13 protein-coding genes and 1 riboswitch are annotated in these 13,755 nt (G+C 74.1%); of the genes, 2 read left to right on the plus strand and 11 right to left on the minus strand.

What is annotated here, in order from left to right:
- Positions 1-27: 27 nt before the first annotated feature.
- The 6 genes from ribH to rpe all read right to left on the minus strand — a co-directional run bounded on the left by ribH (position 28) and on the right by rpe (position 5,481).
- On the minus strand, positions 28-504 hold the full coding sequence (gene ribH / locus ACSNN8_RS01455; protein ID WP_436646368.1) for a 6,7-dimethyl-8-ribityllumazine synthase: 477 nt from the start codon (positions 502-504) through the stop codon (positions 28-30).
- 49 nt (positions 505-553) lie between these two features.
- Complete coding sequence (locus ACSNN8_RS01460) at positions 554-1,759, minus strand: bifunctional 3,4-dihydroxy-2-butanone-4-phosphate synthase/GTP cyclohydrolase II (protein WP_436646370.1); 1,206 nt, start codon at positions 1,757-1,759, stop codon at positions 554-556.
- The gene (locus ACSNN8_RS01465) at positions 1,752-2,351 is read right to left on the minus strand and encodes a riboflavin synthase (protein WP_436646371.1); all 600 of its coding nucleotides are present in this window, start codon (positions 2,349-2,351) and stop codon (positions 1,752-1,754) included. Before ACSNN8_RS01465 ends, ACSNN8_RS01460 begins: the two co-directional genes overlap by 8 nt.
- Positions 2,351-3,427, minus strand: a complete 1,077-nt coding sequence (gene ribD, locus ACSNN8_RS01470) for a bifunctional diaminohydroxyphosphoribosylaminopyrimidine deaminase/5-amino-6-(5-phosphoribosylamino)uracil reductase RibD (protein ID WP_436646373.1) — start codon at positions 3,425-3,427, stop codon at positions 2,351-2,353. Before ribD ends, ACSNN8_RS01465 begins: the two co-directional genes overlap by 1 nt.
- A 124-nt stretch (positions 3,428-3,551) precedes the next feature.
- Positions 3,552-3,729: riboswitch (FMN riboswitch) on the minus strand.
- A gap of 79 nt (positions 3,730-3,808) precedes the next feature.
- A complete protein-coding gene (locus ACSNN8_RS01475) occupies positions 3,809-4,816 on the minus strand; it encodes a GGDEF domain-containing response regulator (protein WP_436646375.1) in 1,008 nt (335 codons plus the stop codon).
- Positions 4,813-5,481: a ribulose-phosphate 3-epimerase gene (gene rpe, locus ACSNN8_RS01480; protein ID WP_436646377.1), complete on the minus strand. Its 669-nt coding sequence runs from the start codon at positions 5,479-5,481 to the stop codon at positions 4,813-4,815. The genes ACSNN8_RS01475 and rpe overlap by 4 nt, the downstream gene beginning before the upstream one ends.
- Before the next feature lie 69 nt (positions 5,482-5,550).
- On the opposite strand from rpe, the gene ACSNN8_RS01485 reads away from it, so the two are divergent.
- Entirely contained in the window at positions 5,551-6,402 is an 852-nt protein-coding gene (locus ACSNN8_RS01485) for a septum formation family protein (protein WP_436646378.1), read from the plus strand.
- Here ACSNN8_RS01485 and ACSNN8_RS01490 read toward each other — a convergent pair.
- Genes ACSNN8_RS01490 through def form a run of 3 tightly spaced genes read right to left on the minus strand, consistent with a single transcriptional unit; the run spans position 6,399 to position 9,357 of the window.
- Positions 6,399-7,871: an RsmB/NOP family class I SAM-dependent RNA methyltransferase gene (locus tag ACSNN8_RS01490; protein WP_436646379.1), complete on the minus strand. Its 1,473-nt coding sequence runs from the start codon at positions 7,869-7,871 to the stop codon at positions 6,399-6,401. The two genes, ACSNN8_RS01485 and ACSNN8_RS01490, sit on opposite strands and share 4 nt — an antisense overlap.
- Positions 7,868-8,794, minus strand: coding sequence for a methionyl-tRNA formyltransferase (gene fmt, locus ACSNN8_RS01495; RefSeq protein WP_436649362.1), 927 nt, complete (start codon positions 8,792-8,794; stop codon positions 7,868-7,870). Before fmt ends, ACSNN8_RS01490 begins: the two co-directional genes overlap by 4 nt.
- A gap of 5 nt (positions 8,795-8,799) precedes the next feature.
- Entirely contained in the window at positions 8,800-9,357 is a 558-nt protein-coding gene (gene def / locus ACSNN8_RS01500) for a peptide deformylase (RefSeq protein ID WP_436646381.1), read from the minus strand.
- Between the two features lie 323 nt (positions 9,358-9,680).
- Here def and ACSNN8_RS01505 point away from each other — a divergent pair, with 323 nt between their 5' ends.
- Positions 9,681-11,825 (plus strand): primosomal protein N', encoded by a 2,145-nt coding sequence (locus ACSNN8_RS01505; protein ID WP_436646382.1) that lies wholly within the window; start codon positions 9,681-9,683, stop codon positions 11,823-11,825.
- A 4-nt stretch (positions 11,826-11,829) separates the two neighbouring features.
- Here ACSNN8_RS01505 and ACSNN8_RS01510 read toward each other — a convergent pair whose 3' ends face one another.
- Together ACSNN8_RS01510 and metK are read right to left on the minus strand one after the other, a co-directional pair.
- Entirely contained in the window at positions 11,830-12,450 is a 621-nt protein-coding gene (locus ACSNN8_RS01510) for a hypothetical protein (RefSeq protein WP_436646383.1), read from the minus strand.
- A gap of 87 nt (positions 12,451-12,537) precedes the next feature.
- Positions 12,538-13,728, minus strand: a complete 1,191-nt coding sequence (gene metK / locus ACSNN8_RS01515; protein ID WP_436646384.1) for a methionine adenosyltransferase — start codon at positions 13,726-13,728, stop codon at positions 12,538-12,540.
- Between the last annotated feature and the right edge of the window lie 27 nt (positions 13,729-13,755).

Consider the following 13,755-nt stretch of genomic DNA (forward strand, 5'->3'; position numbering starts at 1 on the left):
GCAGCGCCGGCCGACGGGCCCCGCGGGTCAGGGCTTGGCGAGCTCGCGCAGCGTCAAGGCGGCGTCGAGCACGGCCACCGTGCTCTGCCAGCCCTTGTCCTCCACCGAGTCCTCGAGCCCGGCGCGGTCGCGGGCCTGCCCCAGGCTGTGCACGGTCAGCACGCCGTGCGCGACCGGGGTCTGCTCGTCCAGCGCGACCCGGGTCAGGCCCGAGGTCACCGCGTCGTTCACGTACTTGAAGTGGTCGGTCTCGCCCTTGATCACCACGCCGAGGGCCACCACCGCGTCGCACCTGCGGGCCAGGGCCTGCGCCACGATCGGCAGCTCCACCGAGCCGGAGACCCGGACCACGACGACGTCCTCGACGCCGCAGGCCCCGGCCGCCGCCCGCGCCCGCTCGATCATGTGATCGACCAGGTCGGCGTGCCAGCGCGAGCCGACGATGCCGAGCCGCAGCCCGGCCGCGTCCACCGTTTCCATGTGCGGATCACCGAAGCCGGCCATCTCTCCCCCTCGCTCGAAACCTCATCGTCGCCCCTGAACGGCGCGGAAATCAGCCCAACGCCTCGAACAGGTGCCCCATGCGGTCGCGCTTGGTCCGCAGGTAGTGCACGTTCTCGGGGTGCGGGCGCACGGGCAGCTCCTCGCGGCCGGTGACCTCCAGGCCGTACCCCTCGAGGCCGGCCCGCTTGGCGGGGTTGTTGGTGAGCAGCCGCATCGAGCGCACGCCCAGGTCGTACAGGATCTGCGCGCCGGTGCCGTAGTCGCGTGCGTCGGCCGGCAGGCCCAGCTCGAGGTTCGCGTCGACGGTGTCGAACCCGCGGTCCTGCAGCTGGTACGCCTGCAGCTTGTGCAGCAGCCCGATGCCGCGGCCCTCGTGCCCGCGCATGTAGAGCACCACGCCCCGGCCCGCCTCGGCCACCCGCTCCAGCGCGGCGTCGAGCTGCGGACCGCAGTCGCAGCGCTGCGAGCCGAAGACGTCGCCGGTCAGGCACTCGGAGTGCACGCGCACCAGCACGTCCTCGCCGTCGCCCAGGTCGCCGTGCACCAGCGCGACGTGCTCGCCGCCGTCGGTAAGCGCCCGGTAGCCGACCGCGGTGAACAGCCCGTGCTCGGTGGGCAGCCGGGTCTCGACCACCCGCTCGACCTGGGTCTCCCGGTGCCGGCGGTACGCGATGAGGTCGGTGATGCTCAGCAGCGCGAGGTCGTGCTCGGCGGCGAACTTCTCGAGGTCGGGACGGCGCTGCATGGTGCCGTCGTCGTTGACCATCTCGCAGAGCACGCCGGCGGGCCGCAGCCCGGCCAGGACGGCCAGGTCGATCGCGGCCTCGGTGTGGCCGGGACGGCGCAGCACGCCGCCGGGCTTGGCGCGCAGCGGCACCACGTGGCCGGGGCGGGAGAGGTCGGCCGGCTGGGTCTGCGGCGAGGACAGCAGGCGGATCGTGTGGGCCCGGTCGGCGGCCGAGATGCCGGTGGACACGCCCTCGCGGGCGTCGACCGTCACGGCGTACGCGGTGCCCCTCGCGTCCTGGTTGGTGTGGAACATCGGCGGGAGGTCGAGGCGGTCGGCCTCCTCCTCGGTGATCGGCACGCAGATGTAGCCCGAGGTGTAGCGCACCATGAACGCGACCAGCTCGGGCGTCGCCTTCTCGGCGGCGAAGATCAGGTCACCCTCGTTCTCGCGGTCCTCGTTGTCGACCACGATCACCGCGCGTCCCGCCGCGATGTCCGCGATCGCCCGCTCGACGTTCTCAAACATTGCGGCCTCCGAGCATCTTCTCGACGTACTTGGCGATCACGTCGACCTCCAGGTTCACCGGGTCGCCGACCTGCTTGGCGCCCAGCACGGTCAGCTTCGACGTCGTCGGGATCAGCCCGACGCTGAACGTCTCGTCGTCCACGGCCATGACCGTCAGCGACACCCCGTCGACGGTGATCGAGCCCTTCTCGACCACGTAACGCGCGAGGCCGGCCGGCAGCGAGAACCGCACGACCTCCCAGTCGGCGGCGGGCTCGCGGGCGACGATCCGCGCGACCCCGTCGACGTGGCCCTGCACGAGGTGCCCGCCGAGGCGGCTGCCCAGCGCGGCGGCCCGCTCGAGGTTCACCTGGCCGCCCACCTCGAGCGCCCCCAGCGACGAGCGGCGCAGCGTCTCGCCCATCACGTCGGCGGTGAACACGCCGTCCGCGTTGTCGATCACGGTGAGGCAGACGCCGTTGACCGAGATCGAGTCGCCGTGCCGGGCGTCGGACGTGACCAGCGGGCCGCGCACCGCGAGAACCGCGGAGTCGCCACCCGAGTCGGTGAGGCCGACGACCTCACCCAGTTCCTCGACGATGCCGGTGAACATCAGTGCTCCTCGTGTGGGTGATCGGCGGGCTTGTGCCGCAGCGATGCCGTGAAGCGCAGGTCCGGGCCGATCTGCGCGATGTCGGTGAGGTCGAGCTCGATCGCGTCGCCGATGGTGGCGACGCCCGCGTCGACCAGCGCGGTCCGGCCGGCGCCCAGCAGCTTCGGCGCCACGTAGCCGATGACCTTGTCGACGAGGCCGCCCGCCAGGAAGGCGCCGGCCAGCGTCGGGCCGCCCTCGAGCAGCACCGAGCGCACGCCGCGGCCGTAGAGGGCGCTGAGCAGCGCGTGCAGGTCGACGCGGCCGTCCGGCCCGGCGCCGAGCTCGCGGGTCGTGGCGATCCAGGTCGGTGCGGCGGCGTCGTTCACCCGCGCCCCGCCGGGCGTGCGGCCCTCGGAGTCCACGACGACGCGCAGCGGCTGCTTGATGGCGAGCGTGCCGTCGCGCAGGTCGCGGACGGTGAGCTGCGGGTCGTCGGCGAGGACCGTGCCGACCCCGGCCACGATCGCGTCGACCGTGCTGCGCAGCACGTGCACGTCGGAGCGGGCGGGCGGCGAGGTGATCCACTGGCTGGTGCCGTCGGCGGCAGCCGAGCGGCCGTCGAGCGTGGCGGCGAACTTCCAGGTCACGTACGGGCGGCCACGGCGCACGGCGGTCAGCCAGGCGACGTTGCCCTCGGTGGCCTCGCGGCGGCGCACACCGGTCTCGACCTGCACCCCCGCGGCGCGCAACGTGACCGCGCCGCCGGCCGCGGCGGGCGTGGGGTCGTCCACCGCGATCACGACCCGCCGGACGCCCGCGTTGATCAGGGCCTGGCTGCAGGGCCCGGTGCGCCCGGTGTGGTCGCAGGGCTCGAGCGTGACGACCGCGGTGCCGCCGCGGGCCCGGTCGCCGGCCTGCGCGAGGGCGACGATCTCGGCGTGCGGGCCCCCGGCGTACGCGTGGAAGCCCTCGCCGACGACCTCGCCCGCGGGGTCGAGCAGCAGGCAGCCCACCACCGGGTTGGGGCTGGTCGTGCCGAGGCCCCGGGCGGCCAGCGCGATCGCGCGGCGCATCGCCTCGTCCTCGGTCACCATCGTCTCGTCCTCTCACGCGGTGCGTCACGCGCTGAGGAACACAAGGGGCAGAACGCCGGAAATCGGGCAGGAGGGTACGCTTCGCGCGCCCCCGCTGCGGGCCGGGCAGCCCGCACCGATGCCGACGCGCTGTCTCCCATCCGGACTGTCTGGCCGGGCGTCGCCGCTCGACCAACCGTCGGCCCCGGAGTCTCACCAGGTCCACCGTCCGCCGCGAGATGCACGACGTCCGGGTCGCGGGCTTACCGATCGTGGATCGGATCACCGCCGGTTCGGAATTTCACCGAGTCCCGCCAGCGCGTGGTGGGTTAACCCCGAGTTTGGCACGACATCGAGTTTTTGCCACCCGGGGAGCGAGTCATGTCACACCGCGCGCCGCCGTCAGCCCTCGTCGCCGTCGGCGCGCCGGCGGTCGATCGCCACGTAGGACCCGGGCTGCGACTTCGCGACCTTCTTCATCTCGGAGGCCACGGCGATCACCACGCGCGGGTCGGTGAAGCGGCGCCCGTCGGCCGTCGCCTGCGCCACGCCGATCGACAGGGTCACCAGCGCGGCGCGGTTCTTGTTGCCGCGCCGGTCGGGCACCTCGATGTAGCCGCGCTCGGCGTCGCGGGCGTCGTAGAGCTGGTCGGCGGCCTGCTCGAAGTCGGTGACCGTGCGCTTGGTCAGCGGCAGCACCTGGTCGGGGTGGCAGATGAAGACGAAGTCGTCGCCGCCGATGTGGCCCAGGAAGATCGACGGCGGGCCGACCGTGGTCACCGCGCGGTGCAGGCTGCTGGCCAGCGCGCCGATGAACTCGTCGCCGCGGTCGAACCCGTACACGTCGTTGACGCTCTTGAACCGGTCGATGTCGATGTAGCCCACCGAGTAGTCGCCGCCGGCCTTCATCCGGTCGGCGATCTCGCGCCGCACCCGCGCGTTGCCGGGCAGGCCGGTCAGCGGCGAGACCTCGCGGAACTCCTTGTTGCGCCGCAGCGTCGAGGACACCCGGGCGATCAGCTCGGCGGTGTCGAACGGCTTGACCAGGTAGTCGTCGACCCCGGCGGTCAGGCCCACCACCTTGTCGACGGTCATGCTCTTGGCGGTCAGCATGATCACCGGGAGCGCGGAGGTCAGCGGCTCGGCGCGCAGCCGCCGGGTCAGCTCGACCCCGTCCATGCGCGGCATCATCCAGTCGACCACGGCCAGGTCGGGCCGCTTGTCCTGCATGACCTCGAGCGCGTCCTGCCCGTCGCGGGCGCGGATCACGTCGAACCCGTGCACCTTGAGGTTGAACTCGACGAAGCTCGCGATGTCCTGGTCGTCGTCGACCACCAGGATCAGGTCGGGACGGTCCTCGGGCTCTCCTCCGAGGTCCTCGTGCGGGGGATCGGCGACCCCGGTGCTCATCCTGCTCCTCCCACCAGCTCACGCAGCTTGCGGATGGCCTCGGCCGGGTCCTGCGCCCCGTAGACCGCCGTGCCCGCGACGAACGCGTCGGCGCCGGCCTCGGCCGCCTGCTCGATCGTGTCGGCCGCGATGCCGCCGTCAACCTCGAGCCGCACCTCCAGACCGTCGGCGTCGATGCGGCGGCGGACCGCGCGCACCTTGTCGAGCGTCTCGGGCAGGAATTTCTGCCCGCCGAACCCGGCCTTGATCGTCATGATCAGCAGCGTGTCGACGTGGGGCAGCAGATCGAGATAGGCATCGACCGACGTGTCGCGGTCGATCGCGAGGCCCGCCTTGGCCCCCGCCGCGCGCAACGTCTTGGCCAGCGCGACCGGGTCGTCGGTGGCCTCGGCGTGGAACGTGACGTTGTAGGCGCCGGCCTCGGCGTAGCCGGGCGCCCAGCGCTCCGGGTCGGTGATCATCAGGTGCACGTCGAACGGGAGGCTCGTCGCCTTGCGCAGGCTCTGCACGACCGGCAGCCCGATCGTCAGGTTGGGCACGAAGTGGTTGTCCATGACGTCGACGTGCACCCAGTCGGCCGCACCCTCGATCGCGCGCACCTCGTCGGCGAGGCGGGCGAAGTCGGCGGCCAGGATGCTGGGGGCGATGATCGGCGATGGTTCCACGGGAGGAAGTCTATGGCCTCCGCGGCGAGGGCTCTTCCCACCTGTGGACAACCGATAGAGTGACGCGCCATGCGACGGTGGGTGCCCCTGGTGGCCGGCGCGCTCGTGGCGGCCCTCACGGGCTGCTCCGACCTGCCCGCCGGCGTCGACGGCGACCTCACCGACGGCTGGCCGGCCCCGCCGGCGGCGACCCCGTTCCGGCCGGCGCCCGGCTGCCAACGCGACCCGGCCGCCACCGGGTCGATCGACGAGTACGCGCCGGTCCCCTGCACCGAGCCGCACCTGGCCGAGACAGCTGTGGTCGCCGACCTGCCGGTCCTCGACCCCGCCCGCGTCCATCGGGAGTGCTCGCGACGGGTCGCCGCGTTCCTCGGCGGCGACTGGCGCACCGGCCGGCTGGCCCTCGTCCCCGTGCTGCCGAGCAGGGACGCCCGGCTGGGCGGCGCCCGCTGGTACCGCTGCGACCTCGCCGAGATCTCACCGGTCCGCGGCGAGCCGGTGCGCCGCTCCGCCTCGCTGAGGGGCGCGCTCGCGGGCGCCGGCCCGCTGCGGCTGACGTGCGCCGACCCGGACCTCGACGGCGAGCGGATCACCGGCATGCACCCCGTGCCCTGCGCGGGACGGCACACGGCCGAGTTCGCCGGCATCTTCGAGATCGACGGCGGCCCCTCGTCGGTGGCCGGCCTGACCGCCGACGACGTCGGGCCGGGCTGCCAGGCGGCGATCGCCCGGTTCGCCGGCATCCCGGACGACGACACGATCGCGAGCCGGGCGGGCTGGCTCAGCATCCCGCCCGACCCCGGGTCGTGGAAGCTCGGCGAACGCGGGGTCCGCTGCTTCCTGTGGCTCGACGGCGAGCAGATGACCGGCTCCTACCGCAACGCCGGCACCCGCAAGCTGAAGATCCAGTACGCCGACTAGCTCGTCCGGCGCAGCACGGCCAGGAACATGGCGTCGGTGCCGTGCCGGTGCGGCCAGAGCTGCACCGTCGGGCCCGACCCCAGCCCCGGCATGCCCGGCGGCAGCAGCGGCCGGGCGTCCACGAAGTCGACCTCGACCCCGCTGCGCCGCGAGCCCTCGGTCACGGTCACCTGCGTCTCCACCATGTGCGGCGAGCAGGTCACGTACGCCACCACGCCGCCCGGCCGCACCGCCCGCAACGCCGCCACGAGCAGCTCACGCTGCAGCTTCGTCAGCGCGGGGAGGTCGTCCGGCCGGCGCCGCCAGCGCGACTCGGGACGCCGCCGCAGCGAGCCCAGCCCGGTGCACGGCGCGTCGACCAGCACCCGGTCGAACGCCTCCTCGGGCAGGTCGGGGTCGCGGCCCACGGACCGCCCGTCCATCGGCAGCACCGTCACCGGCATGCCCTCGGTGGCCTGCTCGACCAGCCGGGCGCGGTGCTCGGCCACCTCCACGGCGGTCACCTCGGCGCCGCGGGCCTGCGCGATCGAGCCGATCAGGCCGGTCTTGCCGCCCGGGCCGGCGCACAGGTCGAGCCATCGGGTGTCGCGGCCCTCGACCGGCGCGGCCAGCAGCGCCGCGGCGACCAGCTGCGAGCCCTCGTCCTGCACGTGCGCGCGCCCCTGGCGGATCGCGGCCAGCTCGCGCGGGGAGCCGCCGTTGAGATACACCGCGTACGGCGAGAACGCACCCGGCACGCCGCCCACCTCGTCGGCGAGCTCGACAGCGTCGGCACGCCCCGGGCGCGCGCACAGGTGCACCACCGGCGGCTGGTTGTCCTCGATGAGCAGCCGCGCGGTCTCGGCCAGGTCGCCGCCGAGCGACTCGGCGAACGCCCGGATGATCCACGCCGGGTGGTTGTGGTGCACCGAGAGGTTGCCGACCGGGTCGGTGTCGTAGTCGGGCGCCAGCCGGTCGAGCCACTTCTCCAGCGGCGTCTCGGCGATCGTGCGCAGCACCGCGTTCGCGAAGCCGGCCGCGCCCGGCGCGACCGAGCGCACCAGGTCGACGGTCTGGTTGACCGCGGCGTGCGCGGGCACGCGGGTGTGCAGCAGCTGGTAGGCGCCGAGCCGCAACGCGTCGCGGGCCGGCGGGTCGATGCGCGCCACGTCGCGCCCGGCGGCGTCGGCCACGATCAGGTCGAGGGTGCCCAGCGCGCGCAGGGTGCCGTACGTCAGCTCGGTCGCGAACGCGGCGTCGCGCCCGTCGAGCGCCATGCCCCGCAGGATCTCGGGCAGCACCAGGTTGGCGTACGCGTCGTCGCGGTGCACCGCCGCGATCGCCTCGTACGCAGCCTGCCGCGCCGGGTCGGACGGCGGGCGCCCGCCACGCGGGGCCCGTCCGGTGCGGGAGTCCCGCTCGTACCCGGGACCGCCGGGCCGCCGCGGACGCCCCGAACCGTGCGGCCGATCGGCCCTGTGCTCGGTCACTGGAGCTTCTCCCCCGGTTGGATCCGCAGGCCACGAGCCCAGTCCGTGGCGGCCATCGGCTTCTTGCCCGCGGCCCGCACCTCGCCCAGCGCCACCGGCGTGGTGGCCGTGCCGGCCAGCACCTGCGACCGCTCGACCAGCAGGTCGCCCGGCGCGAGCTCGGGACCGTTCGCCACCGGCCGCACCGGGCCCAGCTTGAGCCGCTCGTCGCGCAGCGTCGTCCACGCGCCCGGCGCGGGCGTGCACGCCCGGATGCGCCGGTCGACCGCGAACGCCGGGTCGCCCCAGCGGATGCGCGCGTCGTCGACCGTCAGCTTCGGCGCGAGCGAGACGCCGTCGGCCGGCTGCGGGTGCGCCCGCGCCGTGCCGGCCTCGATCGCGTCGAGCACCGCCACCAGCAGGCCGGCGCCCTCGGAGGCGAGGCGCTCGAGCAGGTCGCCGGACGTGTCGGTGGGGCGGATGTCCTCGGTGAGGGTGCCGTAGACCGGGCCGGTGTCGAGCCCGGCCTCGAGCTCGAACACGCTGGCGCCGGTCACCTCGTCGCCGTGCAGCACGGCGTGCTGCACCGGGGCGGCGCCGCGCCACGCGGGCAGCAGCGAGAAGTGCAGGTTGACCCAGCCGTGCTTCGGGATCTCCAGGGCACTCGGGGGCACCAGAGCGCCGTACGCCACCACGGGCACGCAGTCGGGGGCGAGCGCGCGCAGACGCTCCTGGAACTCGGGCTCGCGCGGCCGCTCGGGCGTGAGCACCTCAATGCCCCGCTCGTCGGCCCACGCGGCGGCAGGCGAACGTACCAGGCGGCGCCCCCTGCCGGCCGGGGCGTCGGGGCGGGTGACCACGGCGAGCAGCTCGTGCCCCGAGGCGGCGATCGCGTCGAGGGCGGGCAGGGCGACGGCCGGCGTACCGGCGAAGACCAGGCGCATGCCGCTCACCGCCCCAGCCCGAAGAGGCCGCGGCCGTGCGGGCTCTCCTTGATCGTGGGCGGCTTGCCCGCGTCGTACCAGTCGGCGGCGCGGATCTGCTTCATGGCGTCCTTGCGCGCGGCGGCGTCGAGCCGGTCGAGGAACAGCACGCCGTCGAGGTGGTCGGTCTCATGCTGCACGCAGCGCGCCATCAGCCCGGTGCCGACGATCTGGATCGGGTCGCCGTGCTGGTTGAAGCCGGCCGCCACCACGTTCTGCCGGCGCTTGGTGTCGATGTAGATGCCCGGGATCGACAGGCAGCCCTCCGGCCCGTCCTGCTCCTCGTCGTCGGGGAACGACAGCACCGGGTTGACGATGTGGCCCACCACGTCGTCCACATCGAACGTGAAGACGCGCAGGCCGACGCCGATCTGCGGGGCGGCCAGCCCGGCGCCGCCCTCGTCGAGCATGCTGTCGGTCAGGTCCTTGACCAGGGTGCGCAGTTCCTTGTCGAAGTCGACGACGGGATCGGCCGGCGTCCGGAGCACCGGATCGCCGAACAGACGGATGGACTGGACGGTCACGCGGGCAGGCTCCTGACATCTCGGCTCGGCACCTGACCAGTCTACGGAGTGCCCGGATGTGACCACGGTCGCCGTCGTCCCGCGTCCGCGGGTCCTGTGGACAACGGGGGTCGTTCCGCTTGACAAGCCGTAGGCTCCCCCCGACTCCCTTCCCTGGGCGGGCGGGGGAGGCGGTGGCCCACCCGTGATCGTTTTCGATGGGCGGGCGGAGGCCCACCCGTGATCGTCATCGCTGGGCGGGCGGGGTGCACGGCGAGCCACCGGAGATCGCTCGTCGGCCGGAGCGGCGGAATTGTCGGTGGGGCCGGGCAGAATGTTCGGCGATGGTGACGAAGAGCGGACACAGCGAGCGGCAGCCGGCGGAACGGCTGCCCGTGGCACGCGTGTGCGTCGACGTGCCGCTGCCGCACCTCGACCGCCCGTTCGACTACCTGGTCTCGTCCGACGACGACGACGCGGCCCGTCCGGGCGTACGCATCAAGGTCCGTTTCGCCGGTCAGCTCGTGGGCGGCTATCTGCTCGAGCGCGTCGAGTCGTCGGAGCACGGCAAGCTCGCGTACCTCGACAAGGTCGTCTCCCCGGAGCAGGTGCTCGACCCTGAGATCGCCCGCGTGGCGCGCGCCGTCGCCGACCGCTACGCCGGCAACCTCTGCGACGTGCTCCGGCTGGCCGTCCCGCCGCGCCACGCCCGAGCCGAGTCCCAGCCCTCCAAGCTCACACTTGCTCCCGACCTCGCCGCGCCCGCCGTGCCCGTCACCGCCTCCGACGTCGCCGAGGCCGCCCCCTCAGACCCCACTCCCTCCGACGTCGCCGAGGCCGCCCCCTCAGATCCCACTCCCTCCGACGTCGCCGAGGCCGCCCCCTCAGACCCCACTCCCCCCGCGGCCGACGACGGGCCGCCCTCCACCGCTCCGGCTCGGTCCGGCGGCTGGAGCAAGTACGTGGCCGGGTCCGCCTTTCTCCGCGCGCTGAGCGATGGCCGCAACGCCCGGGCGGTGTGGGGCGCGCTGCCGGGTGAGGACTGGGCGGCCCGCATCGCCGAGGCAGCCGAAGCCACTGTGCGAGGCGGCCGCGGCGTCGTGATCGTGGTCGCCGACGCCCGGGACCTCGACCGGGTGGACCGCGCGCTCGCCGAGGTGCTCGGCCCCGGCAGGCACGTCGCGCTCAACGCCGCCCTCGGGCCGGCCGAGCGCTACCGGCGGTTTCTGGCCGCCAGCCGCCACCAGGTGCCCGTCGTGGCCGGCACCCGCGCCGCGATGTGGGCGCCCGTCGCCGAGCTCGGCCTGGTCGTGATCTGGGACGACGGCGACGACCTGCACGCCGAGCCCCGCGCGCCCTACCCGCACGCCCGCGAGGTGCTGCTGACGCGCGCCCAGCTCGCCGGCTGCGCCGCGCTCGTGGCCGGCTTCGCCCGCACCGGCGAGGCCCAGCTGCTGCTCGAGACGGGCTGGGCGCGTGAGATCGGCGCGTCCCGCGACGTGCTGCGCGCGCACGCCCCCGCGATCGCCCCCACCGGCGACGACCCCCAGCTCGCGCGCGACCCCGGCGCCGCCACCGCCCGCCTGCCCAGCCTCGCCTGGCAGACCGCCCGCCAGGCGTTGCAGGCCGACGCGCCCGTGCTCGTGCAGGTGCCCCGCCGCGGCTACCTGCCGTCGATCGCGTGCGCCGAGTGCCGTACGCCCGCTCGCTGCCCGCAGTGCGCGGGACCGCTGGGCCTGCAGGGCGCCCGCGACGTCCCCACCTGTCACTGGTGCGGCCGCGCCGCCGCCGCGTACTCCTGCCCCGCTTGCGGCGGCCGCCGCCTGCGCGCCTCGGTGACCGGAGCGCGCCGCACCGCCGAGGAGCTGGGCCGTGCCTTTCCCGGCGCCCCGGTCCGCACGTCGGGCCGCGACGAGATCCTCACCACGGTCCCGCCCGAGGCCACCGTCGTGGTCGCCACCCCCGGCGCCGAGCCGGTGGCCGACGGCGGCTACGGCGCCGTCCTGCTGCTCGACACGTGGGCGCTGCTGACCCGCTCCGACCTGCGCGCCGCGGAGGAGACCATGCGCCGCTGGCTCAACGCGGCCGCGCTGGCGAGGCCCGCGGCGCAGGGCGGCAAGGTCGTCGTGGTCGCCGACGGCTCGCTGGCCCCCGTGCAGGCGCTGATCCGCTGGGACCCCGCCTGGTTCGCGCTGCGCGAGCTGACCGAGCGCCGCGAGCTCGCCTTCCCGCCCGCCTCGCGCATGGCCAGCCTCACCGGCAAGGCCGAGGCGGTGGCCGACTTCCTCGGCGTCGCGCGGCTTCCCGACGACACGGAGCTGCTGGGCCCGGTGCCCGCCGACGAGGATCAGGAACGCATGCTGCTGCGGGTGCCCCGCGGCCGGGCCGCCGCGCTGGCCCGGGCCCTGCACGAGGCCGCCGCCGTGCGCAGCGCCAAGAAGGCGCCGCTGGCCGTCCGCATCGAGGTCGACCCGTCGGCGCTGTTCTGACGGGTCAGCGCCAGATCAGGTCGAAGGTCCCGTCCTCGACCCGCGCGACGAAGGTCGCCACGTCCGGGGCCTGCACGACCGCGTCGTCCCAGCCTTCGCTCGCGTTGCTGACCATCAGCACCGGCGCGGGGTCCTGCCGCAGGTCTACCACGAAGTTCTCCAGGCCGCCGTCGCCGCCGATCAGCGCGATCCCCGGGTGCGTGCCTTCGGTCTCCCAGATGCGCAGGATCTGCCGCGCCTGCGCCGGCGGGTACAGCCAGATGTATTTGCCCGACGGCAGCCACCCCCGGCGCAGCCACGACGGGGACCGCAGATACCGGCGCCACGCCTCGGGCAGCTCCGGGCCGTCCGCGAACTCCGGCTCGGGCACCGGCCCCCGGTAGTCCGCCTCCTCGACGATCACGCCGACCGGTTCGCCGTCACGGGTCTGCACGCGCAGCACGTGCCCGGCGCCCTCCTCGGGGACGAGCTTCTCGCGCGCCACCCGCACCGCCGCGAGCCGGTCGTCGAACAGGCGCAGCCCCGACGGCCACTCCCGCCAGTCTCCCGCCTCGATCCGCTCCACGTCGGCCGCACCCGCGGCTCCCCACCGCGTGACCAGGCCGCGGTCAAGATCATTTCCCATGCGCGGGGACCCTACCGGACGCCGCCGGAACACAGAACCGGCGCTCCCGCACGTCGCGGGAGCGCCGGTTCGGCGAGGATGCCTCCGTCAGGCGGCGGCGTTCTTGAGGTCCTGGGCGCGCTCGGTGCTCTCCCAGAGCAGCTCCGGGATGTCCCGGCCGAAGTGCCCGTAGGCAGCGGTCTGCTGGTAGATCGGGCGCAGCAGGTCGAGGTCGCGGATGATCGCGGCCGGGCGCAGGTCGAACACCTCGCCGATGGCCTTCTCGATGCGCTCGACCGGAACGTTCTCGGTGCCGAACGTCTCGACGAACAGCGACACCGGGTGCGCCTTGCCGATCGCGTACGCGACCTGGGTCTCGCAGCGCTCGGCCAGGCCCGCGGCCACGACGTTCTTGGCGACCCAGCGCATCGCGTACGCCGCGGAACGGTCCACCTTGGACGGGTCCTTGCCGGAGAACGCGCCGCCGCCGTGCCGCGCGTAGCCGCCGTACGTGTCCACGATGATCTTGCGACCGGTGAGGCCGGCGTCGCCCATGGGGCCGCCGATCTCGAAACGGCCGGTGGGGTTGACCAGCAGGCGGTAGCCCTCGGTCTCGAGCCCCAGTCCCTCCAGCTCGGGCGCGATCACGTGCTCGCGGATGTCGGGCGTGAGCAGCGACTCGAGCGAGATGTCGGCCGCGTGCTGCGACGAGACGACAACCGTGTCGAGGCGTACGGGCTTGAGGCCGTCGTACTCGATCGTGACCTGGGTCTTGCCGTCGGGGCGCAGGTAGGGGATCGTGCCGTCCTTGCGCGCGACCGAGAGCCGGCGCGCGAGGCGGTGCGCGAGCGCGATCGGCAGCGGCATCAGCTCGGGCGTCTCCGAGCAGGCGAAGCCGAACATCATGCCCTGGTCGCCGGCGCCCTGGGCGTCGAGCACGTGCTCGCTGTCGCCCTCGCGCAGCTCGAGCGCGCTGTCGACGCCCTGCGCGATGTCGGGCGACTGCGAGCCGATGGAGACGCTGACGCCGCAGGACGCGCCGTCGAAGCCCTTCTTCGACGAGTCGTAGCCGATCCGCAGGATCGTGTCGCGCACGATGCTCGGGATGTCGGCGTACGCCTGGGTGGTGACCTCACCCGCGACGTGCACCTGGCCGGTCGTGATCAACGTTTCCACCGCGACACGGCTGCGGGGGTCCTGCGCCAGCAGGGCGTCGAGAATGCCGTCGCTGATCTGGTCAGCGATCTTGTCCGGGTGGCCTTCCGTGACCGACTCGGAGGTGAACAGGCGGCGTGCCACGGTGCTCCTCAGAATTGTCGAATACAG

The organism is Actinoplanes sp. URMC 104 (genome assembly GCF_051386375.1).
GTDB lineage: Bacteria > Actinomycetota > Actinomycetes > Mycobacteriales > Micromonosporaceae > Actinoplanes.